We start from the raw sequence: 24,277 nt of genomic DNA on the forward strand, positions 1-24,277 counted from the left end.
CGATTCGGATGACGAGGATGTGACGCGCCGCACGCGCGTTGCGGTCAGCCGTCCTTGTGGTAATGGCGGTAAGCCTTCGCGCGATTCCCGCACGACGACATCGAGCACCAGCGCCGGCTCCCGTTCTTGCTGTCGTCGATGAACAGCCACTGACATGCGTCGTTCGCGCAGCGCTTCACCTTCGCAAGCCGCGCGCCGCCCAACAGATCCGTCGCCGACCACAGCACCGGGCTCAACAGCCGCGGCAGCGCTACCTCCCCCTGCGGGACTCGCCATGCATACGCGCCGTCGATCCGCGCGAGCGCGACGCGCGGCGCCGCTTCCGCGAGAAAACCGCCGAGCAGCACGAGATCGTCAGTCGCCGGCTCGCGCCGCTCGGCCTGCGCGTGAAAGAGCCGATACAGCGCTTCCCGCAATTCGAGCGCACGCGCCAGTATCGTGGGCTCATCCCGGCCAGCGCCCATGCCCTTTTCATATACGACGCACGCGTCGGCCACGCGCGTCGGCACGCCAGCCTGGTCGCGGCACCACCCGAACAGATCGTCGAGCGTGCCGAACGTTTCCGTCGGCGCGTCGGTGCCCCGCCAGTACAGCGTGTTCGCGAAATCGATGCTCAACGTTTCGGACGGTGCCGGAATGACGTAAGCCGGCGTGACGGAAGGTTGCGTTTTGGTCATTCCCCGATCGTATCTAACCACCATGCCGGTTGACAAGCGCCGAGGCCATTCCTAACATAACCAGCATGGTGGTTATGAAATTCTGCTACCGACACGCTTCCGCTTTCGGGCGGCACAGCAATACAAGCGGTTTTCGTGCGGAGTTGTCCACACTCGTCGCGGCACGCTCGGCATGACGCACGAAACGTGCTGGAACAGGTTTTGCGCTCACTCACCCTTTCAGTTCAAGGAGCCCCAGATGATCGATCACCTCTCCTTCGGCGTTGCCCACATCGATCGGAGCCGCACGTTCTACGACAACACGCTCGGTGCGCTGGGCTACAAGCGGCTGCACAGCGACGACGGATCGCTTGGCTACGGCACCAGCGAACCGGTGCTTTGGTTGCAGCACGCGAAGCGCCCGGTCGTCGCCGATCCCGAGTCGGGGCTGCACGTGTCGTTCCGCGCGGCGTCGCCGGTGGAAGTCGACGCGTTCTACCGGGCCGCGCTGCAGCATGGCGGACAGGACAATGGCGGGCCGGGCAAACGCGAGCAATACGGGCCGGGCTATTACGCGGCGTTCGTCGTCGATCCCGACGGGTATCGGCTCGAAGCCCATTGCGAGCTGGACAACGTGGTCTGATCGCGACGGGCGAATGCGGATCGATAACGAGAGCCCGATTCCGCGTCGCGCGGAAGCGGGCTTTTGTTTTTTGGTGGACAGCTGGTCAGAGCGCGACGGTCGCCACCGCGACTCGTCCGGCGCGATCGCGGCGCTCGTGCGGCGGCGCGGCGGGCAGCCGGATCGCCGCCGGTTTCACGTGCCGCTCCCGGCTTGAACGCGCAGGCCCTTACTGCGCGTCGCGCGTGCTCTGCAGTTGCTCGCCAAGGCCCTCTATGCCGAGCCGCACCGTCTGGCCGGCCTTCAGGAACACCGGCGCCGGCTTGATGCCCATTCCGACGCCCGGGGGCGTGCCGGTCGTGATCACGTCGCCCGGTTGCAGCGTCATGCAGCGCGACAGATACGCGATCAATTGCGCGACGGTGAACACCATCGTGCGCGTGTTGCCGCTCTGATAACGGCGCCCGTCAACCTCGAGCCAGAGGTCAAGGCGCTGCGGGTCGGGCACTTCGTCGCGCGTCACGAGCCAAGGGCCGATCGGCCCAAACGTGTCGAAGCCCTTGCCTTTGTCCCACTGGCCGCCGCGCTCGATCTGCCATTCACGCTCGGACACGTCGTTCACGACGCAGTAGCCGGCGACGCAATCGAGCGCGCGCGCTTCGTCGACGTCCTTGCAGGTCGTGCCGATCACGACGCCAAGCTCGACCTCCCAGTCAGTCTTGACCGAGCCCTTCGGGATCTCGATGCCGTCGTTCGGGCCGCAGATCGAACTCGTCCATTTGCCGAACACCACCGGCTCCTTCGGCACCGGCATGCCGGCCTCGGCCGCATGGTCCGCATAGTTCAGACCAATGCCGATGAATTTGCCGACGCGACCGACGCACGCGCCGATGCGCGGCTCGCCCGACACCAGCGGCAGCGTGGCCGGATCGATCGCGCGCACGCGCGCAAGACCGGCGTCCGACAGCGCGTCGCCGGCAAGATCCGCCAAGTGCGCGGACAGGTCGCGAATCCGGCCGTCCGCGTCGAGAATGCCGGGCTTTTCCTGGCCGGAAGGGCCATAGCGAAGCAGTTTCATCGTGCTCAACCTCTGTTGTCGAATGTGACTGGATACCGGCCGATGCAGCCGCTTGCGGCCACGCGCCGGATTGGATGCCGATCGTCGATGACGCGCGTCGGCGCCGTATCAGGCAGCCATTCGACACGCGACGCACGCGCAGGCGCAGCGATCGCGGCGTCGCACCGACGTGCGACGCGCATCGAACGGGCGGCCGCCGGTCTGCGCATCGGCGACGACGGTTCGGCGTTTGCGCAACGTGCCGGCCTCTGCCAGCCGGCTGCGTGCGCGGCCGCGCCGTCGTGGGCCCGCTGCTCTTTGTACCATTGCCGGCGCGCCGTGAATTGGCACGCCACGGATACCGACTATTGGTGCGCGTGCGGGCGTTGCATCGCAGCACCGGGATGGCACGCACGAATCGCGCGATGCCGCATTGCGTCGATCGTCGACCACGGAACGTGAATAAACAGTATTCGTTGTGACCCTGTCATCGAAAATGCCAGCTGATCCGTTCTTGCTCGGTAATGATCGGCAAAAGGACGCTGCATTGCACACTGAACATTGGTTGTCGGGCTCGCGCGGATATCGTTCCCCTCGCGCGTGGGCGTTGCCGGCCAGCGTGCAGGAAAGTCAGCGTGCGTCGCCACCGATCGGCCCTTCCCGAACCTCATACCCATGATGCAATCGACCAATATCCCCGTTCCCGTCAGCGACGCACGGGAACCGCTGAGCGCAGCCGACCGCTATCGCGCGCCCGCGCTCGACAAGGGTCTCGATATCCTCGAACTCCTGTCGGAGCAGAAGGAAGGACTCACCCGCACCGAAATCACCAAGGAACTCGGCCGCAATGCGAGCGAAATCTACCGGATGCTCGAACGGCTGGTTGCGCGCCGCTACGTCATGCGCTCGAGCGGCGGCGACCGTTACACGCTCAGCCTGAAACTGTTCGCGCTTGCGCACCGGCATCCGCCGATGAACCGGCTGATCGCCGAAGCGCTGCCGCTGATGCAGCGCTTTGCCGATGCCGCCGAACAGTCGTGCCATCTGTGCGTCTACGATCGCGGCAACTTGCTCGTGATCGCGCAGGTCGACGGACCGGGCCCGTGGGGCGTGTCGGTGCGGCTCGGCGCGCGCGTCGCACTTGTCGACACCGCATCGGGCCGCGTGATGCTGTCGTTCCAGAGCGCGGAGCAGCGTGCGCACATGCTCGCCGAGCATCGCAAGGTCAAGGGCGAAACGCCGATGAACGAGCAGGAACTCGCGCACGCATGCCAGTCGATCCGCCAGTCGGGCTACCTGCGCCAGGACAGCCGGCAGGCGTACGGCGTCACCGATCTCAGCGCGCCGATCCTCGGCCCGGCCGGCCACGCGATCGCGGTGCTGACCTGCCCGTACATGCGCCGGATCGATGCGCATATGGCGCCGTCGGCCGACGTCGCCGTCGCCGCGCTGCGCGATACGGCAGGCCAGTTGTCGATGTGCCGCGCGGAAGCCTGCTGACCCCGGTGCGGCGCTGCGCGGCCGCCGCGCGATCCGCCACCGTAGCGAATGCGGCCCGCCAAGAATCTGCCGGTCCGCAAAGCCTGGGGGTGCCGCCGCGGTATGCGAGCTGCCGCGGCCTCGCGTGTGCTCGCGTCCGCGAGTGACGTCTCGCTCGGCGGCCGGCTCGCGGGTGCGCAATCGCCGCGACTGCGGCGCTACGCTAGAATAGCGGCCCTCTCAAAAACTACGGCGGCCGGCTGTCGCGACCGTCGTATCCGATGGATGTCATGGCCAAACTTCTGAACGATCAAGAATTCCAGCGTTTCTCCGAACTTCAGCAGAAGCAGGCAAGCTTCACGATCACGCCCGAAGAAGCGGACGAACTGCGCGACATCGTCGCGCGCGCGCAGAAGAAGCGCGACGATCGTGCCGCGGCGATGCTCGCGATCGAGAACTACATCGAGCAGTTCGACATCACACCCGACGAACTCTTTTCGCCTGAACAAATCGGCGACGCCGCACGCACCTACGGCCTCATCACGGCTACCAAGAAGGAGCGCACGCTGCCGCCGTCGATCACGTTCAACGGCAAGCCGTACCAATGGACCAAGACGCTTCCGGACGAGGTCCGCGGCGCGCTGTTCGACGCGTTCACGTCAGGCGAATCGGTCAAGCGCTTCATTGCGATGCCGAAAGACACCGCACGTTGCGCGCTGACGATCGCGCGACTCGAGCGCGAAACCGGCGGCGTTTATGCGGACGCACACCTGGAGGAACTCGCGATTTCGCGCGAACAGGTAAACGACGCAGCGGCGAAACTCGCGGCGTAAAACCTGCAACGGGCGCGCTTCATGCGTGCCCGTATTGGCGCGGACGCCAGCAAACGCGTGTGCCGCACCTGTCGGGAAACGCCGTCTCCAGGCTCCCGAAAAATCTCACCGATGCGTCCTGGAAGCGCTCACCAGCACCTCCCGAAAAAGCTCACCTGAAGCGTCAAGCGGCACTCCCCGAAGCCTCCCGAACGTCCTCACCTACCCATCCCGCAGACACTCACCGCGCGTTCCCGCAAGGGCTCACCAGCACCTCCCGTAACGGCTCACCCGCGGTTCCCGGGAAGGCTCACCGATCGGTCCCGTATCGGCTCACCATTGCGCTCCCGAAAGCACTCACCTGCGGCTCCCGAAATACCTCACCTTTGTGTCGCGTCGGTGCCCGGGTTCGAAATTCGTGTGTCTGCACGGGCGAATCGTCCGCTGGTTCTGCCGACACGGGGAGCCGTGCATCTGTACGTCACGCCTCGTCGCGTATGCGACGTTGCAGGCACGTATCGCCTGCCGCCGGCCTCAGCGCGTTCTCGCGCTACATGTACTCGTCCCATGCAACTTGATTTGCATACCGAAGCGCCACGATGGCGCGTCGCCAGCGGCGCGCGCATACACGGGCATGCGGCTATGGTTGCAACTTCATCCTGAACCCCACGACGCCGGGCTCGTCGGTCGCCGACACCGCGAACCCGCACGACTTCGCCAACGCGATCATCGCCGTGTTCTCACGCAACGCCTCGCCGACCATCCATGCCGTACCGCGCGATCGCGCATATTCGATGATGCGGGTCATCATCAGCCGCCCGAGCCCCTTGCCCTTCTGATCGGGCCGCACCGCGATCGCGAACTCCGCCACCTCGTTGTCGGGGTCGGCAACCGCGCGCGCCACTGCGAGCGTGTGCGCGCGGCCCGCGCCGTCGGTAAACGACACGATGAAGGCCATCTCGCGGTCGTAGTCGATCTGCGTCATGCGCGCCACTTGCGAATGGTCGAAGCTGCGCACCGCGCCGAAGAAACGCATCCGCAGATCGTCCGGTGTCATCGCGCCCAGCAGCTCGTTGTGCGCTTCCTCGTCTTCCGGACGGATCGGACGGATCGTCACGGTCTCGCCGCGCCATTCGAGCGTCTGCTCGAGATGGCGCGGATACGGCATGATCGCGAGGCGGCTGCGTCCCGCGGCCAGCGTGATGCGCGGCGCGACGACGTAGGCCCGGTCGGACAGCACGCGCAGCGTGATCGACATCGCGACGACCTCGCGAACGTCGCATATGACTTGCGACAATGCCGTCAGCGCATCGAGCGTGGGTTCCACCGGCGCGCGGCGCGCATACGGCGAACGTTCCATCACCGCGCGGGCGAGCACCGTATTCAGCGGCGGCAGCCCGTATACGACGAACGGCGCCGATACGCCGTCCGCCGGCGGCACGACATAACGGAACACCGGACCGAAGTTCGAATCGTCGAACATCTCGACCGTGACGTCGACGACCCGCGCACTCGCAGACACATCGGCCGGCTCGCCGTATAGACCGAAGTGAGCGAGCCAGCGCAACGCCGCTTCGCCGGCCAGTTCGTGCTCGTCGGCGTCGACCATGCGGCGCGCCTCCGCCTGAGCGGATGCAACGCACTCAGCCGGTTGCGGCGGCGTACCTTCAGGCGTCTGCATCAGCAACTGGCGGCCAAGGTTGTAGTCGACGAGCCGTGCATAGGCGCGCGCGAGCCGCTGCGGCGTCGTATGCACCGGAATGCCGTTTGCGTGCAGTGCGTCGCGTGTTGCCGCATCCACGGCGCCGAAGAAACACGCAAGGATGCCGCGGTACGCATACCGCTTCGATTCGATCAGCGTGCGCGCGACCGCATCCGCCGGCGCACTGTGGGAGGTCGAATGCACGACGAATAGCGTGCCCGTTTGCGGGAACGGCGCAAGCGCCTCGATGGCCGCGCCGAAATGCTCGGGACGCGCGTTATCGCCGAGCGTCAGCGGATTGCCCGGCACGGCGAGATGGGGCAGCGCGGCCGCTACGGCCGACGTTGCGGCGGCCGGCCAGTCGGCCAGCACGTCGCGCACTTCCGCAACCGCATCGACCGCGAGTTTCGCGACGCCGGCGTCGCTCGTCACGAGCGTCGCCGCGCCGCGCGCGGCGACACGCCCCACGCCGAGCGTCTCGATCTCGTCGAGCAGATCGTCGAGCGCATCGACGCGCACCATTCCCGCGCGCTGGAACGCCGCGGTATAAAGCGCGTCGCCGGGATCCGCGCGCCCGGTGCGCAACGCGAGCACCGGCTTGTTCCGGGCCGCCGCGCGCGCCGCCGACATGAACTTGCGCGCGGCGCATACGGTGTCGAGTTCGAGCAGGATCGCGCGCGTACCGGGATCGCTGGCGAGGTAGTCGAGCACGTCGCCCGCGTCGACGTCGGCTTCGCCGCCGAGCGCGACGACATGCGAAAAACCGAGGCCGCGCGCATCGGCCCAGCCAAGCACGGCGTTCGTCAGCGCGTTCGACTGCGACACCCATGCGACGCCGCCCGATCGCACCGTATAGGCCGGCGCACCGAAGTGCGCACGCCGCGCGGGCGACATCACGCCAAGACTGCCGGGCCCGACGATACGGAGCACGAACGGCTTCGCGGCCTTGAGCGCGCGCTCGAGCGCGGCGCGATCGGCGTCGGTCCGCGCCTCGCCGACGATCACCGCGACGCGCGTGCCCAGTTCGCCGAGCTTGCGCACGATGCCGGCCCACGTGGCAGGCGGCGTGCAGATCACTGCGACCGACGGCGGCGCCGCAAGCCGGGCGACGTCGGGCACGACCGCGTGCCCGTTCAGCTCGCGATACTTCGGATTGACGGGCCATATCGGCCCTTCGAACGCGCCGTCGAGCACGCGCGCCCACACCATCGCTCCGATACTTCCCGCGCGCGACGACGCGCCGACGATCGCAACGGACCTGGGCTGGAACAACGCATCGAGATGTCGAACGGTCACATCGGCTCCCTACGGTATCGGAAAGACGGGCTGCCCCGCACATGGCCGGGTCAGGCGTGCACGGGGCGACGCGAACTCCAAGCATAGGCGAACCGGATCCGGCTGCCTATATGCCGAACGGCCGACTGTGCGACGCGCGTCAACGCCGTCAACATGGGCTCGTCATCCACGCCCTCGCACATTGCAACAGGCGAACGCGACACGATGCGACGCTCGAGTCGCCCGTTCAAAGGTGAGGATTTACAGGAGCCATGGTGAGTGTTTTCGGGAATCGCCCGGCACACGGGTGCGATGCGCGAAAAGTGATTGCGGCAGGCAATCCGCCCGCACCGCGAAAACGGCGAATGCCGATACACGCGTCCCGCGCAATTGCCGGGCTGTTTACCGCAATTCGCGGCGATATGCGGGCGAATGGCAGCGAATTCGCGAAGCGGTATCCGTTAATCGCGCGCCGTTGTCATTCAATTCGCGATTCGGCATCGTGCCGCGGCCGCCCAAAAACAAAACGGTGCGACGGCCGCATGGCCGTTCGCACCGTCAGTGAGCGCACGAAAGGTGAGTATTTTCGGGAGTCAGTCCTTGATCAGGAAACGCGCGCGATTCTTGCCGAGCCATGCCGGCGCCCGCCCGCGGCCGCTCCACGTTTCGCCCGTCTTCGGGTTGCGGTATTTCGGCGGCAACGGGCGCTTCGGTTTGGCTGCAGCGGCCTTGCCCGCCGGGAGAAAACCGAGCTCTTCGGCCGTAATGTCGAATTCCTCGATTTTCGCCCGAATGGTGGCAATTGCATCGGCAATCGCCTTTTCGCGTTCCTTGTCGATCTTTTGCTGAAGTCTTTCGAGCTGCGCTGTCAGTTGCCTGTAGGTCGCCATATGGATGGGACTCCGTGAGTGTTATTCATGAAAAATAGCCGACTCCCAGCGAATAGAAAAGCGCTTCACCCGATCATGGTCTTCTCACCCGGTCATGTCGGGATCAATAACCGCTTTTCTTCTTGCATGCGAAGAGAAGATTTCGCACGGCGTCATCGGTCGATTGCTGGAGGACTTCGAATTCCCCGTTGCAGATGGCTCGCGCGTTGTCCGTGCAATTGCTCCAGTCGCTACCGGTGCACTGCACCTGCGTGGTCGGGCGCCCGTCCGACGTGAACAGCGGGGCCCCGCCACCGCACCCGCCGAGCCCCGCAATCAGGGCCAACAATCCGGCCCGACGCCAATGCGTTCGAGGCCACCGACAGACCGACGCAAGCATGTGTTTCATTGTTCTTTCCGTCAACCAATTTTTTAATGTCGCGAGTATGCCATGCGCTGTCCTCCCGCGTTCAGTCGGACGGGCGGTCGGGCGTGCGCTCCGGCCGGCCGCGCGTCTTGTACGGCAACGTGCGATGCGGATCGTCGGTGATGCGAACGAACACCTGCTCGACATCCGGCAGCGCGCCGAGTTCGCGCGCCAGCGCCTGCCGGTCGAACGCCGGATCCGCGCACCCTTCGACGTAAATGAAGCGGCGCTGCACGGTGATCCACAGGCTCGTGCGCTGCAGGCGGTCGGCGCCCGCGAAATGCGCTTTCGCGGCCGCGGCGATCGGCGCGTCATACATATAGGAATTCGGCTTCGTGCAGCGATGGGCGAGCCAGCACGTAGTGCCGCGCTCGACGCGGTAATGCGCATCGTCTTCCATCTCGGCGCGCGTCATCCACGGGCCGAGCGGCAACGGGCATCCCGCGAAGTCCTGCGACAGCGCGACAAACGGATCGTTGTACCAGTTGCGCCGCGCCGCGGGCGCGTCCGCAGGGTCGGACTGCGCGAACGAGGACGTCGTCATCAGTACGGCCAGCCACCCGGCGATGCGGAGTCGCGTCATCGTAGTCTCCTGTCAGGCACTTCACCGGCGGCGTGCGTCGCGTCCCGCCTCCTCCGTCGCACCGCGCTATCGGTCGATGCCCAGTGCGCTCATTTTCTTGTACAGCGTTGCGCGCCCGATGCCGATGCGAGCCGCGGCCTCGGTCACTTTTCCGTCGCAGGCCGCCAGCGCGTCGATCAGGAATCGGCGCTCCCAGGCAGCCAATGCGTCGACATACGGCACGATCGGCGTACCCGCCGCATTCGGCGTGCCGCCGGTGTCTCGGCCAACCGGCGACGCAGCAGCGCGCGTGCCCGCAGGCACGCTGTCCGGCCCCATGCGCACCGGGCCGAGGAATGGCGCGAGCGCATCCGCATCGATGACCGCGCGATCCGACAGCATCAGCGCGCGCTCGAGCGTGTTGCGCAACTCGCGCACATTCCCCGGCCACGGGTATGCGCACAGCATCCGCAACGCATCGTCGGTCAGCTCGCAGTGCGCGGCGCGGCCGTGCTGCGCCGCCAGCTCCTCGAGCGTTGCGTAGACGAGCGCCGCGATGTCCGACGCACGCTCGCGCAGCGGCGGTGCGTGAATCGTCAGCACATTGAGCCGGTAGTACAGATCCGCGCGGAAGCGGCCGGCCTCGACCAGCGCCGGCAGATCGGCGGACGTGGCCGCGATGATGCGCACGTCCGCACGCACGATCCGGTTCGAGCCGACCGGTTCGAACTCCTTGTCCTGCAGCACGCGGAGCAGCTTGCCCTGCAGCGGCAGCGGCATGTCGCCGATCTCGTCGAGAAACAGCGTGCCGCGATCGGCCAGCTCGAACTTGCCCACGCGCCCTTTGCGATCGGCGCCGGTATACGCGCCCGGCGCGGCGCCGAAGAATTCGGTTTCAAGCAGCGTGTCGGGTATCGCCGCGACGTTGACCGTCACGAGCGGCTGGAGCGCGCGCGCCGATGCCGCGTGGATCGCATGCGCGAGCAGTTCCTTGCCGGTGCCCGTCTCGCCGAGCAGCAGAACCGGCGAATCGACCTGCGCGGCGCGGCGCGCCTGCCGCTTCGTTTCAAGGCTTGCCGCGCTCGTGCCGACGAAGCTCGCGAACGTGTATTTCGCGCGGCGCGCCTGCGCGAGCGAACGCTGCGTCGCGATCAGCTGCTGCTGAAGCTGCGCGTAACGGGAAAAGATCGGCGTGAGCGTCTTCAACTGGTCGAACAGCGCGAAGCCAATCGCGCCGACGGTCTCGCCCGCCTCGTTCTTCAGCGGCAGCCGCGTGACGACGAGCGGCTCGCGGCCCGTCTCCATGATGTCGAGCAGGATCGGCTGTCCGGTCGATACGACCTCGCGCATCAGGCTGTTCGGAATCACCGCCTCGCAGTCGAGCCCGACCGCCTGCTGCGGATCGGCGAAGCCGAAGCGCGCCGCATAACGTTCGTTCATCCACACGACCCGCGCGTCGCGATCGACGACCACCGTGCCCGCACTCGAATCCTCGAACGTGCGAAACAGCGATTCGGCCGCGCGCCGCAGCACGTCGCCGTAATTCACGGGCAGGCGGGCCCAGTCGTTCATCATCGTGTCGTCGTCTCCGCGTATGCTTGGCCGAATGTCTCTGGAACGAGACGAAGTATCTCACTTTGGAGACATGCCGCAACGCCTTGTCGGGGAAAGCCCTGCTCGCTTCGGGCTGCCGTCCTGACGGCCAATTCGTCTCCAGATGGAGACGATTTATGTAGAATCGTCAGACATTGGCCGGCGCGGGCCGCCCGGCCGGCGCCGGAACCACGTCCGGCGGCGCAGTCCAGCCGATGGCACGAAACCTGCACGACCCCGAACCGGTCCGCGGCGCGCTCCGCGATCGAACAACAACCAAAGCCATTCCAAGCTTTTAGGAGACTCCCTTGTCTTTCGTGATCGTCCTCGCCGCGCTGGCGTTCCTGATGTTTGCCGCGTATCGCGGCTACAGCGTGATCCTGTTCGCGCCCATCGCCGCACTAGGCGCCGTCCTGCTGACCGAACCCGCCGCCGTCGCCCCGGTCTTCTCCGGCATCTTCATGGAGAAGATGGTCGGCTTCGTCAAACTCTATTTCCCGGTGTTCATGCTCGGCGCCGTGTTCGGCAAGGTGATCGAGCTGTCCGGGTTCTCCGAGTCGATCGTCCATGCGGCCATCCGATATATCGGCCGCTCGCGCGCGAATGCGGTGATCGTCGCGGTGTGCGCGCTGCTCACCTATGGCGGCGTATCGCTGTTCGTCGTGGTGTTTGCCGTCTATCCGTTCGCGGCCGAGCTCTATCGCCAGAGCAACATTCCGAAGCGGCTGATGCCGGGCGCGATCGCGCTGGGCGCGTTCTCGTTCACGATGGACTCGCTGCCGGGCACGCCGCAGATCCAGAACATCATCCCGACCACGTTCTTCAAGACGACCGCATGGGCCGCGCCGGTGCTCGGCACGATCGGCTCGCTGTTCATCATCGTCGTCGGTCTTACGTATCTGGAATGGCGCCGCCGTTCGGCGATGGCGAAGGGCGAAGGCTACGGCACGTCGCTCGTCAACGAGCCGGAGCGCGTCGAGGCGAAGTCGCTGCCGCATCCGGCGCTGGCGATCCTGCCGCTGATCCTCGTCGGCGTGTCGAACTTCGCGTTCACGAAGCTGATCCCGCAGTGGTACGGCGCCGCGTCGTACACGGTCGCGCCGGAAGTGCTGCCCGGCGTGCATGCGCCCGTCACGACGTCGATCAAGACGGTTGTCGCGATCTGGTCGGTCGAAGCCGCGTTGCTGCTCGGGATCGTGCTGGTCATCCTGACCGCGTTCAAGCGCGTCAGCGGCCGCTTCGCCGCGGGCTCGAAAGCCGCCGTTGCCGGCGCGCTGCTCGCCGCGATGAACACCGCGTCGGAATACGGCTTCGGCGGCGTGATCGCCGCGCTGCCGGGCTTTCTCGTCGTCAGCGATGCGCTGAAGAGCATTCCGAACCCGCTCGTGAACGCGGCGGTGTCGGTCAGTTCGCTCGCGGGCATCACGGGTTCGGCGTCAGGCGGCATGAGCATCGCGCTCGCGGCGATGTCGGACCTGTTCATCAAGGGCGCGCAGGCGGCCAACATTCCACTGGACGTGCTGCACCGCGTCGTCGCGATGGCCAGCGGCGGCATGGACACGCTGCCGCACAACGGCGCGGTGATCACGCTGCTCGCGGTCACCGGCCTCACGCACCGCGAGTCGTACCGCGACATTTTCGCGGTCACGCTGATCAAGACGGTCGCCGTCTTCTTCGTGATCGCCGTGTACTACACGACGGGCCTGGTTTAATTCGCAGCACCGGGCGGCGTTCCGACGAACCCGCCCTGCGCCGGCCGCATCGACGCGGCCGGCGCACGGTTCCTCCCGCCTTTCCCAGTTCGTCCGACTGTTCGCCCATTCCCCCCATTGTTGCCGGCAGCAGAACACTGCGTTGGGAGCGATCGCATTTTTCCCGCGCGTGGCCGGGCCTACACTGGTTTCACCCGCTGCCGCTTCGTCGCGCGAACAAGTCGAATGAAGGCCGGCCGCCCCGACGGACACATGGAGGTTCTCGATCATGAAGCGCCTGATCCCAGCAATTGCCATCGCCGTGGCCGTGTCGGCGCCGCTCGCCGCGCACGCGCAATCGAACCCGCCGCTGACGCGCGCGCAGGTCCATGCCGAAGTAAAGGCGCTCAAGCAAGCCGGCTTCCAGCCGAGCGACTGGTTCTATCCGGCCAGCATCGTGTCCGCCGAGGCAAAGATCGCCCGCCAGCAAAACAGCGGATACGGCAACGATCGCGGCGCATCGTCCGAATCGAGCCAGTAAGCGATAGCAATAACGCCGCGGCGGCCACCCGCGGCGCCGCGTCACCCAGTCACGCCTTTACCGGCTGAATCAGTTTCTCGCATGCCGCTGCCTGCGGGTCCCCCGCCGGCAGCTTGGTGCAAACCGCGTCGAACTGCTTCACGACCGACCTGACCGACGCATCATGCGCGCCCGCGCCGCGCCAGCGGTTCAGTTGCGTGACGACCTTGGTCAGCGCGCGAAGGTTCGCGCCGTAAAACGCGTCGCGGGTCTTGCCGGCCTGCGCGAGTACACTCGTCGCAATCGCCTCGATCCGCGCCGAATCGTCCGGCGCCAACGCGACCGCGTTCGCGAAATAGGTCGCTCCCCAGCGCAGCTTCGTCGCCGGGCCGCTCGCCGAATCGTATGCCTTCCGATACCAGTCGAGCGCCGCGGCATTGTCGCCGCGCGCCTTCGCGTTCGCCGCCAATCCCGACATGAAGTAGTACGGCGTCGACGAACGCGGCAGCTCGGCCTTCAGCAGCACGTCCGATTCGTCGTACAGCCCTGCGTCGGTCAGCGTGTCCGCCGCTTCGCTGACGAGCGCCTGCCGTTCGTACGCATTCGCGGCGCCCTGCACCGACGCGGCGATCCGCTTGCGGACGGTAGCGACCAGCGCCGGCGCTTCGAGCGGGCGGCCGCCGCGTGCGTCGCCGCGCGCCAGCAGCACGCGGCCGTGCAATGCCATCAGCCGGTCGATCGACGATAGCGTGGTGTCGGTCGACAGGCGCGCAAGCGCAGTGTCGTATGCGGCGCGCAGCGCGCCGTCGTTGCCGAGGTACGCGACCACGCGCGCGGGCGCCGCAACCAGCACGTCGGAGTCGGCCCGCGCGAGCGCCGGCTCGCGCAGCACCGCACGCAGCGCATCGGCGAGCGCCGGCTTGTCGAGCGCACCGGCCTGCGCGGGATCGTCCGACGCCGCGACCACCGCCGACTTCAGCGCGAAACGCGCGGCATCCGCCTTCGAGCCAACCGCGCGCGCACGTTGCGACAGCGTCTGCAGCGTCACCGCGACACGATCGGCCGGCACCGGCAGCGCGCCGTCGGTATCCCACGAATAGTCGGCAAGCAGATGCCACTCGTCCGGCGTAAGCGCCGTGCCGCCGTTCAGCGCAGCCGCGAGCGTCTGCCGTACCGGGTGTGTGGCCGTCATCCCGAGCGACAGTGCCTGCATGTAGCGGTCGAGATCGGCTTCGCCCGGCAGCCGCGTCACCTCGGTGCCATCCGGACGGAACAGGATCATCGTCGGATAGCCGTGCACCTTGAAGCGCTCACCGAGCTTCTGCGCGCTTTCGGTGTCGCCGTCGAGATACACCGGCACGAAGAACGACGAACGCGTCTTGAACGCCTGCTGGCTGAAGATCGTCGACTTCACCTGGTTGCACGACGGGCACCACACCGCGCCCCAGTACAGCAGCAGCGGCTTGCCGGTGCGCTTCGCGAGCGCGAACGCGGCATCGACGTCACCGTGCTGCCACGCGATGCCGGGCGGCAGATGGGCGGCGTCGGCCGACGGGTTCGAGACGACCGCGCGTTGCGGCGGGTTGGCGGCAAGCACCGCACCCGTGGCGGCGAACAGGCAGGCAGCGGTCAGATGACGGAGAACGATTTTCATCGAGACGGGTTCCGTTGAAAGAAACGTTGCGGGAAGCGGCGTCGCGCGACAAGTGGGCGCTGCATGTCAGCAGCCCATCGACGCGCGGAAGCCGCGAAGCAAAAACATGTCGAAGCGGCGAAACAACCAAAGGCGTCGACAAGCGAGCGATACAGGCTGAAACCGGCCGTTTGCGCCACGCAAGCATCGACGCCGAAACGGATAACCCGGCTGCTGTGCGCATACCACGCACCGCGCAATCGCGGGAGCCGCGACGACAGCAGCGGCCGGCAAATCGCTCGACGATACGATTCGCACGGCCGATTGAAAACGAACGAATTCTCGAATGAATATGACGTGCGGTAATGCAGCCCGGACTGCACATCCGGCCGGCGCGACGATGCACGTCGCCGCACGCACGCTTCATTGCCGGCGATCCGTCCGATCGATTCGGTGCGCGGACCGGCAGGTAACGCACGACGCCACGCCTCGCGAACACGCGCCGGTACGCGCGGATACACCCGCATTGCGTCGACGGCGTGCGTGTCGCCGTGCCGGATCGTGATGTCGGTCATGACCAGGGGGAAATCGAAATATCGGGCTGCGTCTACTGCTGCAACAACACAACGACGCATCGAGCTTATCCGATTTCAACCGAATGAAACATGGCCGCTGAACGGCGCAATGCCGTTGCCCGCGCAACCATATGACGTCACGCGAGTTTCATGCAATCGGCAATTCCTTCCTGCCCGCATCGACGCAAGTCGGTAATTCATTACCATTCCTCGTGCGTCGCACGCGCGCCATGAATTAGTTGTGCACGCAACGTCTACCGAAGGCACACGATGCCACTTCCACATCACGTCGACGTCATCTGCGCGCCCTGGACTGGCCGCCGCCCTGACCGGCACGCGCCGGCCGCATGTGCCGACATCCTGCTCCGCGCATCACGAGCGCGCGGCGACCGGAATCGCGACAACGGCAGACGCCCTCGAACGCACACGCATCGCCGACCGCGCAACGGCGACGACGCAGATCGGCGCGTATCGCCGCGCGGTGTGCGGCGACCTGACGAGCGCGTTCAACTTCCGCGCGCCGAACCACGAGCCGCTTCCGACGCTCGCGGGCCGCGCGACGAAGAGCGACGTCGACGCGCTGAGCGCCGCGCAGCAGGTCGCCCCGAAGATCGCGCCGCCGGCCGCACCGTCACTGCCCGCGCAGGCCGTCGGCGTGCGCCCGTCGCGCGCGCTGCCGTACGAGCCGCATGCGCGCGCGCAAGCGGACGCACGCAACGGCATCGTCACGCTGAAGTTCGCGAGCACCGGCCCCGCGGCGGCAAAATCCCACGTCTACGACAAGCTGCACCTCGACCGCGTGCCGCGCCGCTACGTCGCCGAGCCGGGCAAGGCGCTGAGCGGCAGTCGCGGACGAGGCGGCAAATACGACCTGTGGGTGCTCGGCCCCGAACGGTTATCACCGCCGCTTCACCGGCGACCTCGCCCGGTTCGCCGGCGCACGTGCGCCGCATCCGGAAAGCCGCGTCGGCTACGCGGGCGCAAGCGGCAACCTGCATTTGCGGCTGCGCAACCACGGCGGTGGCACCGTCCGCTTCACGGTGAGGTTGAAACAGGTGTACGGCCCGCTGTCCGTCCGCGGCGCAAACGACGATCGTGGGCACGCCAACGACACGGGCGCGACTTGGACCGTCACGGTGCGCGCCGGCGACCAGTCGGAATTGCACTTGGAAGCTCGACTCGACCGGCCACTGGTAAGACTTCATCGTGACCGCCGACAGCGGTGCGACCTTCTCGCGCCGCATCGCCGGGCGCGTCGAAACGGGCCGGCACTCGGTCAGCGATCCGGCAACGTGGCTCCGTGACCGCTTTTGACCGCAGTCGCACCGGCGCGCCCGCGGCACTGGCCGGCCACCGGCCGCGGCGCGGCCGGATCGGGCTGAAACGCCCGCCCGGCGCGGCTCAAACATCAGAAGGATAGGTGGTGCAGCCCTCATTTCGCGCCCACGAAAATGCTCGGTGTCGCGGCCCGTTCGCGTTAAACTTCATCAAGCTGCATTCAACAACGACATCTTCGCCCACCCGGCAAACACGACAACGAGGATAGGTTCGATGCGCACTACCGGCTCATCCGGGGCAATGACCCTGCTCACCGAACACGACCCGGCCGACGGCCGTGAACTGCGCTCGCTCCGGCTCGAATCGACCGGCGACGGCAAGAGCGTGCTGCTGATCGAGATCGACGAACGCAAGCCCGGCATTCACCGCGAGGTCCGCTACGAGATCACGCCGGCCGAGCTGATCGCGGCGATTCGCTCGCACGGCGCCGAACTGCCCGGCGAGAACCACGGCGCCGCGTCGCTCGCACGCACCCCGTCCTGAAGTCGACCGGTGAGCCGTGCGTCGCGCACCGGCTCACCTTCCCCACCGCATCTCCCTGACGCCGCCAGGCGCTTTCCGTCATTCCCCTCCGTCGGCTTGAAAATGGCCGATAATCGGCCCATCTGCGCATCCCGTTCACGCGCTTCCTTTTGGGCCAGCCGCCATGCTCCGTGACCTCGTCGCCCAATACGGGCCGCTTCTCGTGTTCGCCAACGTGCTGGCAGCCGCCGTCGGTCTGCCGGTGCCGGCGATGCCGACGCTGGTGCTGTTCGGCGCGATGGCGGCGATGCATCCGGCGATGATCGGCTCGCAGCTCGTGACGGTGCTCGCGCTGTCGGTGCTTGGCGCGCTGATCGGCGACACCGTGTGGTACGTCGCCGGGCGGCGCTACGGCGGCGCGACGCTGAAAACGATCTGCCGGCTGTCGCTGTCGCGCGATACCTGCGTGAAGAAGACCGAACGCTTCTTCGGCCGCTACGGCGTGCGCGTGCTCGCGGTAGCACGGTTCATTCCCGGGCTGTCGCTGGTATCGGTGCCGATGGCCGGCGCGCTCGGCACGCGCTATCGCACGTTCGCCGGTTACGATGCGCTCGGCGCGGCGCTGTGGACGATCGTCGGGCTCGTCGCGGGGGTCGTGTTCTACCGCCAGATCGACTGGCTGTTCGCCGGCGCGAGCCGGCTCGGCCGCGCGGTGCTGCTGGTGATCGTCGCGCTGCTGGCGATCTATGCGGCCGTGCGCTGGATGCGCCGCCGCGCGCTGATCCGCCAGCTCGCGAGCGCGCGCATTGGCGTCGACGAACTCGACCGGCTGATGAACGACCCGGCCGCGCCGGTGCTGCTCGACGTGCGTTCGCCCGAGCATCGCAAGCTAGACCCGTTCACGATTCCGGGCGCGCAGTTCGCGGACGAGCGAAACATCGCGGACATCGTCGCGCGTTATCCGCTGTCGCAGAAGTTCGTCGTGTACTGCTCGTGTCCGAACGAAGTGACGGCCGCGCTGATGGCCAAGCGCCTGCTCGACGCGGGCTTCACCGATGCGCTGCCGCTGCGCGGCGGCCTCGATGCGTGGCGCGACACCGGGCGCCAGCTCACGTCGCTGGTGGAAGAAATGCCCGCCGCGAACGATCCGCTGGCGGGACTGCACAAGCCGGCCTGAGCACACGGGCTGCAGGCCGGCCGCACAAGACGGGAACGTCGGACAAACCGACAGGGGACGTGGCGTCCCCCGTCGATCAGAACGCGTGCAGCGGCACGTTCACGACCAGCCGGTACTCCTTGTTGGTCGCGTCCGAGTAGTGTGCGGAACCGTTGTGCCACATCGCGATGAACGTGACCTTCGTGTCCTTCAGCTTGCCGCTCTGGAACGTGTACGACGGGATGAAGCCGAATTCGTGGTGACGGCCCTGCACCGGCGCGCCGTTGCTCCAGTAGATGCTCGACTTGCTCGGATCGTTCGCGGCGCCGGCGCTGCCGTCCGCGCCCCAGCCCGTCACGCCCCAGATCATCGCCTTGAAGCCAGGCAGGCCCGCTTCCTTGCCGTAGAACGTGTAACGCAGCTGCAGCGACTTCTCGTGCGGCGCGTTGTAGTCGACGTCCATCGAGTTGGTCAGGAAGATGCCGTTCGTTTCGTTCAGGTAGTCGAAGAACTGGTCGCCCAGCACCTGCTGATAACCGAGCAGCAGCTCGTGCGGGCCGTGCTGCGCGGCGAGCGACAGGCTGTACGCGTTGTTGTTGATCTTGCCCTGCAGCGCGTCGCCCGTGTCGTGCGTCGAGTAAACGTTACCGAAGCCGGTCCACTTGATCGACTTCGTATCGCCGATGCTGTGCTTCACCGACGCGTAGTACTGGTGCCACACGTCGTCGGCCTGGTTCGCGTACAGCGCGACTTCGCCGTTCGGCGAGTAGTCCCACGTGCCGCCGACGTACGTCAGGCGATTGACGCGCGTACCGCCGTACTGCGTCGTCAGGTTCGTGAGCGTGGTATGGCCGCGCGCGTCGGTCTTCGTGAAGCTGCCGGCCTCGAGCATCACGTTCTTGAATTCATTGCTGACGATCGTCGCGCCGAGGAACGTCGGCGGCAACGCGCGGTTGTCGTGCTGCTCCATGAACGGGTTGTCGACGGCCTGCAGACCGTACTTGACCACCGTGTTCGAGATGCGCGCCTTTACGTCGTAGATGCCCGGATACGCCCACGCGAGCTGGTTCGAACCGCCGCCGCCCTTCGCGATGTGCACCATGCTGCCGGCGCCGGCGCCGCCGTCGAGCTTCAGCGCCGCATACAGCGACGCGTCGAACCCGATGCCGATCAGGCCGGTCGTATAGCCCGACTCGAAGTTCGCCATCGCGCCCTGGACCCACGCGTGACGATGCGGCCCGCCCTTGTTGTCGAGCGTGTCCGAATAGTTGCGGAACAGGAAGTTCAGATGGCTATCGGCGATGAAGCCGTTCGACTTCGACTGCGCCGACGGCTCGTCCGGCGGCGTGACCGCCTGGGTCGCTTCCGCGTTGATGATCGCGTTCGGGGTCGTTGCCTGCGCAACCGATGCGCCCGTGCCGGCGGCAGGCGCGGCCTGCGCGACCGTCAGCGGTGCGGGGGCCGCGTCGTCGGCGTGCGCGACGCCGCTCAGCGATACGCCGGCGAGTGCCGGCAGGCCCCATGCAAGCAGCATCTTCGATGCCGTCCCGATCGTTTTCTGCTTTTTCATCGTCATTCTCATCTTGTGTTGATGTCGTCCACGCCGGTCTGCGATCCGCTTCCGGCCCCCCGGCGAGCCCGGTTACGGACGCGCCTTTACCCGCGGCGCGAAGGTCGTTCGCGCCGCACCCTGCCCCTGTTGACCTGCCTGGTTATGTTTGCTGCGTCACTTCACGCCGCCACGCCCGCCCGGATGCACGCGACACGCGCCGCCGAGCCGTGCCGCACTTCCGGCAGCGGCACGTCCTGCGCACACGCGTCGATCGCGACCGGGCAGCGCGTGCGGAACGCGCAGCCGGACGGCGGGTTGAGCGGCGACGGCATCTCGCCCGCCAGCAGCATCGGACGGCGAGCACGCTCGCGCGCCGGCTCCGGCGTCGGCGCCGCATCGAGCAGCGCCTTCGTGTACGGGTGCTGGGGCACGCCGTACACGTCATGCCGCGTGCCGAACTCCATCACGCGGCCGAGATACATCACGAGCACGCGCTGGCTGATGGCCTTGACCACCGCCAGGTCGTGCGCGACGAACAGATAGGACAACGACAGTTCGCGTTGCAGATCGCGCAGCAGGTTCACGATCTGCGCCTGGATCGACACGTCGAGTGCCGATACGGGCTCGTCGCAGATCACGAGTTTCGGCTCGCCGATCAGCGCGCGCGCGATGCCGACACGCTGGCACTGTCCGCCCGAGAATTCGTGCGGGTAACGCAGCAAGTGATGTGCGTTCAGGCCGACGCGTTCGAGCATAGTGACCACGCGGCGGCGCACTTCGGCGCGGCCGAGGCCGGCGTGGTGCGTGATCAGCGGCTCCGCGACGATCTGCTCGATCGTCATGCGCGGATCGAGCGACGCGAGCGGATCCTGGAAGATCATCTGCACTTCGCGGCGCATCGCGGTGCCGCGCAGGTGATCGGGCGTAACCGCTTCGCCGCGCCAGCGCACCGTGCCCGCCGTCATCGGCACGAGGCCGATCAGCGCGCGCGCGAGGGTCGACTTCCCACAGCCCGACTCGCCGACGAGCCCGACCGTCTCGCCGCGCTTCACGTCGAACGACACGCCGTCGACGGCGCGCAGCGTGCCCTTCGGCGACCAGGGATAGCCGCCGAGCGGCACGCGAAAATGCACCTTCAGATCGTCGACGGACAGCAGCGTGTCGTCCGTCGCGCCGGCATGGCGGCGTTCATCGACGCTCATCGCAGGCCTCCCGTCAGATCGGCCAGCGGCCGGTGGCACGCACGCACCGCCCCCGCCGCGCCATAGGTTTCGAGCGCGGGGCGCGCCGAGCCGCAGCGCTCCTCCGCATACGTGCAGCGTTTCGCGAACGCACAGCCGGCCGGCGCGGTGCCGGGCATCGGCGGATTGCCGGGAATCGCGACGAGCGGTGCGTCGTCGGCATCGGTCAGGCGCGGCAGCGCATTGAGCAGGCCAATCGTGTACGGATGCGACGGCGCCGCGAAGATCGATTCGGCCGGCGCGTATTCGACGGTGCGGCCCGCATACATGACCATCACGTCGTCCGCGAGGCCGGCGACCACCCCCATGTCGTGCGTGATCAGCACGATCGCGGTGCCGCGCTCGCGATTCAGCTCGCGCAGCAGGTCGATGATCTGCGCCTGCACGGTCACGTCGAGCGCGGTGGTCGGCTCGTCGGCGATCAGGATTTCCGGTTCGGACAGCAACGCCATCGCGATCATCACGCGCTGGCGCATGCCGCCGGAGAACTCGTGCGGATACATGCGGATGCGGCGCGCCGCATCGGGAATCCGCACCGACTCGAGCGCCTCGATCGCGCGCTTCGTCGCGTCCTTGCGCGACAGCTTGCGATGCAGCTGCAGCGTCTCGGTCATCTGCCGCTCGATCGTCAGGAACGGATTGAGCGACGTCATCGGATCCTGAAAGATCATCGCGATCCGGTCGCCGCGCACCGCGTTCAGCGCACGCGTATCCATCTCAAGCAGGTTTTCGCCGCGATAGCGCGCGGCGCCCGTCGTCGTGCCGTTGCCGGCCAGCAGGCCGAGCAGCGCCATCACGGTCTGGCTCTTGCCCGATCCCGATTCGCCGACGATGCCGAGCGTCTTGCCCGCTTCGAGCGAGAACGACACGCCGCTCACGGCGTCGATGGGCGCGGCGTCCTTGCGCGTGAAGCGCACACCGAGGTTTTCAACTTCGAGCAGTGCAGTCATGTCAGCCTCCGCCGGGCCGCCCCAAGGAGGCTGACTGCCCCCTCGGGGGGCAGCGAACGCAGAGAGCGTGGGGGTTGTTTCATCGTCAGCCTCCGCCGGGCCGCCCCAAGGAGGCTGACCGCCCCCTCGGGGGGCAGCGAACGCAGAGAGCGTGGGGGTTGTTTCATCGTCAGCCTCCGCCGGGCCGCCCCAAGGAGGCTGACTGCCCCCGGAGGCAGCGAGCGTAGAGAGCGCGAGGGTAGTTTCATGTTTAGCGGTCCTTCGGGTCGAGCGCGTCACGCAGGCCGTCGCCAACGAAGTTCACGCAGTAGAGCGTCACGCAGAGCATGACGGCCGGCGCCAGCAGCAGCCACGGCATCGATTCGAGTTTCTGCGCGCCGTCCTGGATCAGTACGCCCCAGCTCGTCATCGGCTCCTGCACGCCGAGGCCGAGGAACGACAGCACCGATTCGGTCAGCACGATGTTCGGCACGGATACGGTCGCGTACACGACGACCACGCCGAGCAGGTTCGGCACCACGTGGCGCAGCACGATCGACGCCGGCGACACGCCAATCGCGCGCGCCGCATCGACGAACTCGCGGTTGCGCAGCGACAGCGTCTGGCCGCGCACGACGCGCGCCATGTCGATCCACGAGAACGCGCTGATGGTCAGCACGACCAGCATGAACGAGCGGCCGAACAGGGTCATCATCAGGATCGCGATGAGCAGGTACGGGATCGCGTACATCATGTCGACCACGCGCATCATCGCGGAGTCGACGCGGCCGCCCGCGAAGCCGGCGGTCGCGCCCCACGCGACGCCGAACAGGCCGGACACCAGCGTGCCGAGCAGGCCGACCTCGATCGATACGCGGCCGCCGATCAGCGTGCGCACGAGCAGGTCGCGGCCGAGCTCGTCGGTGCCGAACCAGTGCTGGTTCGCGAGCGTCGGCGGCAGGCTGATCGCGGCCCAGTCGCTCGCGGCAGGGTCGGCGGCGAGCAGCCACGGGCCGACGAAGCACGCGAGCGTGATCAGCGCGAGCAGCACGAGGCTGAACACTGCCGCGCGGTTGTGAAGGAAGCGCGCGAACGCGAGCGCGAGCGGCGAGCGCGAACGCGGCGGCGAGTCGGTCTGCACGGGCAGACTGACGACGGGAGTAGTCGGAGTCATCGCAGTGCCTCGCTCAATAACGGATACGCGGATCGAGCCACGCGTACGCGAGGTCGACCAGCAGGTTGAACAGCACCGCACAAACGGTCGTCAGCACGACGAGGCCGAGCACCAGCGTGTAGTCGCGGTTGATCGCACCGTTGACCACGAGCTGCCCGAGCCCCGGCAGCGCGAACACCGACTCGGTGACGACGGCCGCGGTGATCGACGTGATGCATACCGTGCCGAACAGCGACACGACCGGCATCAACGCGGGCTTGAGCGCGTGGCGCAGCACGATCGTCGAGCCGGGCAGCCCCTTCGCGCGGGCGGTGCGGATGTAGTTGCTCGACAGCGTCTCGATCATCGAGCCGCGCATCACGCGGGCGAGCAGCGACACGTTGATGAGGGTCAGCAGCGCGATCGGCAGCAGCCGGTACCGCCAGCCGCCGTCACCCCAGCCGCCGGCCGGCAGCCAGCCGTTGCCTTGCGACGTCTTCAGCAGAATCGCGAAGATCCACACCATCACCGGGCCGAGCACGAACGGCGGCACGACGTTGCCGAAGTTGCCGATCAGCATCACGAAGCGGTCGATCACGCTGTCGCGGCGCACGGCCGCCACGGTGCCGAGCAGCACGCCGAACACGATCGAGATCGGGATCGACACGCCGCCCACGCCGAGACTCACGGGGAGCGCCTTCTTCACGAGATCGTTCACCGACCAGTCGACGTAACGGAACGACGGGCCGAGATCCCCTTGCAACAGCGAACCGAGATACAGCAGGTACTGCTTCCACAGCGGCTCGTCGAGGTGGTATTTCGCGTTCAGGTTCGCGAGCGTCGCCGCGGACAGCTGCTTCTCCGTATCGAACGGACCGCCGGGCGTGAAGTGCAGCAGCAGGTAGCAGACGGTGATGACGGCAAGAATCGTCGGCACCGCCCACAACGTGCGTCTCAATGCGTAGGCCAGCAT

The 24,277-nt window shown here is 67.0% G+C and carries 21 protein-coding genes and 1 pseudogene; 8 read left to right on the forward strand and 14 right to left on the reverse strand.

Features of this window, described 5'->3' with window-relative positions; translation table 11 throughout:
* Positions 1–44 precede the first annotated feature (44 nt).
* Positions 45–701, reverse strand: a complete 657-nt coding sequence (locus tag KDW55_RS17255) for an ABATE domain-containing protein (protein WP_212198000.1) — start codon at positions 699–701, stop codon at positions 45–47.
* A 214-nt stretch (positions 702–915) separates the two neighbouring features.
* Between KDW55_RS17255 and KDW55_RS17260 the strand changes: the two genes are divergently transcribed.
* Positions 916–1,299, forward strand: coding sequence for a VOC family protein (locus KDW55_RS17260; protein WP_040138850.1), 384 nt, complete (start codon positions 916–918; stop codon positions 1,297–1,299).
* 208 nt (positions 1,300–1,507) lie between these two features.
* On the opposite strand, the gene KDW55_RS17265 is transcribed toward KDW55_RS17260, so the two are convergent.
* Entirely contained in the window at positions 1,508–2,356 is an 849-nt protein-coding gene (locus KDW55_RS17265) for an ureidoglycolate lyase (protein WP_040138851.1), read from the reverse strand.
* 657 nt (positions 2,357–3,013) lie between these two features.
* Between KDW55_RS17265 and KDW55_RS17270 the strand changes: the two genes are divergently transcribed.
* Positions 3,014–3,835, forward strand: a complete 822-nt coding sequence (locus tag KDW55_RS17270; RefSeq protein ID WP_249181329.1) for an IclR family transcriptional regulator — start codon at positions 3,014–3,016, stop codon at positions 3,833–3,835.
* A 260-nt stretch (positions 3,836–4,095) separates the two neighbouring features.
* Positions 4,096–4,647 carry a hypothetical protein gene (locus KDW55_RS17275; RefSeq protein WP_040138853.1) on the forward strand — a complete coding sequence of 184 codons (552 nt, stop codon included), beginning with the start codon at positions 4,096–4,098 and terminating at the stop codon, positions 4,645–4,647.
* A gap of 619 nt (positions 4,648–5,266) precedes the next feature.
* On the opposite strand, the gene KDW55_RS17280 is transcribed toward KDW55_RS17275, so the two are convergent.
* From KDW55_RS17280 to KDW55_RS17295, 5 genes are all read right to left on the reverse strand, one after another.
* The gene (locus KDW55_RS17280) at positions 5,267–7,624 is read right to left on the reverse strand and encodes a GNAT family N-acetyltransferase (protein ID WP_212161400.1); all 2,358 of its coding nucleotides are present in this window, start codon (positions 7,622–7,624) and stop codon (positions 5,267–5,269) included.
* A gap of 572 nt (positions 7,625–8,196) precedes the next feature.
* Complete coding sequence (locus KDW55_RS17285) at positions 8,197–8,493, reverse strand: H-NS histone family protein (RefSeq protein WP_040138855.1); 297 nt, start codon at positions 8,491–8,493, stop codon at positions 8,197–8,199.
* 103 nt (positions 8,494–8,596) lie between these two features.
* Positions 8,597–8,881 (reverse strand): hypothetical protein, encoded by a 285-nt coding sequence (locus tag KDW55_RS29765; protein WP_315854982.1) that lies wholly within the window; start codon positions 8,879–8,881, stop codon positions 8,597–8,599.
* A gap of 61 nt (positions 8,882–8,942) precedes the next feature.
* Positions 8,943–9,482: a BON domain-containing protein gene (locus tag KDW55_RS17290; RefSeq protein ID WP_209825328.1), complete on the reverse strand. Its 540-nt coding sequence runs from the start codon at positions 9,480–9,482 to the stop codon at positions 8,943–8,945.
* A gap of 66 nt (positions 9,483–9,548) precedes the next feature.
* The gene (locus KDW55_RS17295; RefSeq protein WP_209825327.1) at positions 9,549–11,036 is read right to left on the reverse strand and encodes a sigma 54-interacting transcriptional regulator; all 1,488 of its coding nucleotides are present in this window, start codon (positions 11,034–11,036) and stop codon (positions 9,549–9,551) included.
* A 326-nt stretch (positions 11,037–11,362) separates the two neighbouring features.
* Here KDW55_RS17295 and KDW55_RS17300 point away from each other — a divergent pair, with 326 nt between their 5' ends.
* Both KDW55_RS17300 and KDW55_RS17305 read left to right on the forward strand, forming a co-directional pair.
* Positions 11,363–12,766 carry a GntP family permease gene (locus tag KDW55_RS17300; protein WP_069243421.1) on the forward strand — a complete coding sequence of 468 codons (1,404 nt, stop codon included), beginning with the start codon at positions 11,363–11,365 and terminating at the stop codon, positions 12,764–12,766.
* Positions 12,767–13,034: 268 nt separating this feature from the next.
* Positions 13,035–13,286, forward strand: a complete 252-nt coding sequence (locus KDW55_RS17305) for a DUF4148 domain-containing protein (protein ID WP_040138859.1) — start codon at positions 13,035–13,037, stop codon at positions 13,284–13,286.
* Positions 13,287–13,335: 49 nt separating this feature from the next.
* On the opposite strand, the gene KDW55_RS17310 is transcribed toward KDW55_RS17305, so the two are convergent.
* Positions 13,336–14,919 (reverse strand): thioredoxin family protein, encoded by a 1,584-nt coding sequence (locus tag KDW55_RS17310; protein ID WP_059548419.1) that lies wholly within the window; start codon positions 14,917–14,919, stop codon positions 13,336–13,338.
* The gene (locus KDW55_RS17315; RefSeq protein ID WP_209822049.1) at positions 14,916–15,473 is read right to left on the reverse strand and encodes a hypothetical protein; all 558 of its coding nucleotides are present in this window, start codon (positions 15,471–15,473) and stop codon (positions 14,916–14,918) included. The genes KDW55_RS17310 and KDW55_RS17315 overlap by 4 nt, the downstream gene beginning before the upstream one ends.
* 457 nt (positions 15,474–15,930) lie before the next feature.
* On the opposite strand from KDW55_RS17315, the pseudogene KDW55_RS17320 reads away from it, so the two are divergent.
* The 3 genes and pseudogenes from KDW55_RS17320 to KDW55_RS17330 form a co-directional block, all read left to right on the forward strand.
* Positions 15,931–16,787, forward strand: a pseudogene (locus tag KDW55_RS17320) (phospholipase domain-containing protein); the annotation flags it as partial.
* Positions 16,788–17,024: 237 nt separating this feature from the next.
* Complete coding sequence (locus KDW55_RS17325; RefSeq protein WP_040138862.1) at positions 17,025–17,294, forward strand: hypothetical protein; 270 nt, start codon at positions 17,025–17,027, stop codon at positions 17,292–17,294.
* Between the two features lie 163 nt (positions 17,295–17,457).
* Complete coding sequence (locus KDW55_RS17330) at positions 17,458–18,450, forward strand: DedA family protein/thiosulfate sulfurtransferase GlpE (protein WP_040138863.1); 993 nt, start codon at positions 17,458–17,460, stop codon at positions 18,448–18,450.
* A 76-nt stretch (positions 18,451–18,526) separates the two neighbouring features.
* On the opposite strand, the gene KDW55_RS17335 is transcribed toward KDW55_RS17330, so the two are convergent.
* The 5 genes from KDW55_RS17335 to KDW55_RS17355 all read right to left on the reverse strand — a co-directional run bounded on the left by KDW55_RS17335 (position 18,527) and on the right by KDW55_RS17355 (position 24,277).
* Entirely contained in the window at positions 18,527–19,999 is a 1,473-nt protein-coding gene (locus KDW55_RS17335) for an OprD family porin (protein WP_040140865.1), read from the reverse strand.
* A gap of 161 nt (positions 20,000–20,160) precedes the next feature.
* Complete coding sequence (locus KDW55_RS17340) at positions 20,161–21,183, reverse strand: oligopeptide/dipeptide ABC transporter ATP-binding protein (RefSeq protein WP_212161399.1); 1,023 nt, start codon at positions 21,181–21,183, stop codon at positions 20,161–20,163.
* Positions 21,180–22,172, reverse strand: coding sequence for an ABC transporter ATP-binding protein (locus KDW55_RS17345; RefSeq protein ID WP_069243426.1), 993 nt, complete (start codon positions 22,170–22,172; stop codon positions 21,180–21,182). The genes KDW55_RS17340 and KDW55_RS17345 overlap by 4 nt, the downstream gene beginning before the upstream one ends.
* A 250-nt stretch (positions 22,173–22,422) precedes the next feature.
* Entirely contained in the window at positions 22,423–23,325 is a 903-nt protein-coding gene (locus KDW55_RS17350) for an ABC transporter permease subunit (RefSeq protein WP_040138866.1), read from the reverse strand.
* 13 nt (positions 23,326–23,338) lie between these two features.
* Positions 23,339–24,277 (reverse strand): ABC transporter permease subunit, encoded by a 939-nt coding sequence (locus KDW55_RS17355; RefSeq protein ID WP_040138867.1) that lies wholly within the window; start codon positions 24,275–24,277, stop codon positions 23,339–23,341.

This window comes from Burkholderia sp. AU19243 (genome assembly GCF_018148075.1).
Classification (GTDB): domain Bacteria; phylum Pseudomonadota; class Gammaproteobacteria; order Burkholderiales; family Burkholderiaceae; genus Burkholderia; species Burkholderia latens_A.

What these genes read in the sequence shown, in the direction of transcription:
- KDW55_RS17265 (WP_040138851.1), bottom strand. Translation starts at nt 2,356, where the DNA reads ATGAAACTGCTTCGCTATGGCCCTTCCGGCCAGGAAAAGCCCGGCATT.
- KDW55_RS17275 (WP_040138853.1), top strand. Translation starts at nt 4,096, where the DNA reads ATGGATGTCATGGCCAAACTTCTGAACGATCAAGAATTCCAGCGTTTC.
- KDW55_RS17350 (WP_040138866.1), bottom strand. Translation starts at nt 23,325, where the DNA reads ATGACTCCGACTACTCCCGTCGTCAGTCTGCCCGTGCAGACCGACTCG.
- KDW55_RS17260 (WP_040138850.1), top strand. Translation starts at nt 916, where the DNA reads ATGATCGATCACCTCTCCTTCGGCGTTGCCCACATCGATCGGAGCCGC.
- KDW55_RS29765 (WP_315854982.1), bottom strand. Translation starts at nt 8,881, where the DNA reads ATGAAACACATGCTTGCGTCGGTCTGTCGGTGGCCTCGAACGCATTGG.
- KDW55_RS17315 (WP_209822049.1), bottom strand. Translation starts at nt 15,473, where the DNA reads ATGACCGACATCACGATCCGGCACGGCGACACGCACGCCGTCGACGCA.
- KDW55_RS17355 (WP_040138867.1), bottom strand. Translation starts at nt 24,277, where the DNA reads ATGCTGGCCTACGCATTGAGACGCACGTTGTGGGCGGTGCCGACGATT.
- KDW55_RS17270 (WP_249181329.1), top strand. Translation starts at nt 3,014, where the DNA reads ATGCAATCGACCAATATCCCCGTTCCCGTCAGCGACGCACGGGAACCG.
- KDW55_RS17290 (WP_209825328.1), bottom strand. Translation starts at nt 9,482, where the DNA reads ATGACGCGACTCCGCATCGCCGGGTGGCTGGCCGTACTGATGACGACG.
- KDW55_RS17345 (WP_069243426.1), bottom strand. Translation starts at nt 22,172, where the DNA reads ATGACTGCACTGCTCGAAGTTGAAAACCTCGGTGTGCGCTTCACGCGC.
- KDW55_RS17330 (WP_040138863.1), top strand. Translation starts at nt 17,458, where the DNA reads ATGCTCCGTGACCTCGTCGCCCAATACGGGCCGCTTCTCGTGTTCGCC.
- KDW55_RS17325 (WP_040138862.1), top strand. Translation starts at nt 17,025, where the DNA reads ATGCGCACTACCGGCTCATCCGGGGCAATGACCCTGCTCACCGAACAC.
- KDW55_RS17340 (WP_212161399.1), bottom strand. Translation starts at nt 21,183, where the DNA reads ATGAGCGTCGATGAACGCCGCCATGCCGGCGCGACGGACGACACGCTG.
- KDW55_RS17310 (WP_059548419.1), bottom strand. Translation starts at nt 14,919, where the DNA reads ATGAAAATCGTTCTCCGTCATCTGACCGCTGCCTGCCTGTTCGCCGCC.
- KDW55_RS17285 (WP_040138855.1), bottom strand. Translation starts at nt 8,493, where the DNA reads ATGGCGACCTACAGGCAACTGACAGCGCAGCTCGAAAGACTTCAGCAA.
- KDW55_RS17335 (WP_040140865.1), bottom strand. Translation starts at nt 19,999, where the DNA reads ATGAAAAAGCAGAAAACGATCGGGACGGCATCGAAGATGCTGCTTGCA.
- KDW55_RS17305 (WP_040138859.1), top strand. Translation starts at nt 13,035, where the DNA reads ATGAAGCGCCTGATCCCAGCAATTGCCATCGCCGTGGCCGTGTCGGCG.
- KDW55_RS17255 (WP_212198000.1), bottom strand. Translation starts at nt 701, where the DNA reads ATGGTGGTTAGATACGATCGGGGAATGACCAAAACGCAACCTTCCGTC.
- KDW55_RS17295 (WP_209825327.1), bottom strand. Translation starts at nt 11,036, where the DNA reads ATGATGAACGACTGGGCCCGCCTGCCCGTGAATTACGGCGACGTGCTG.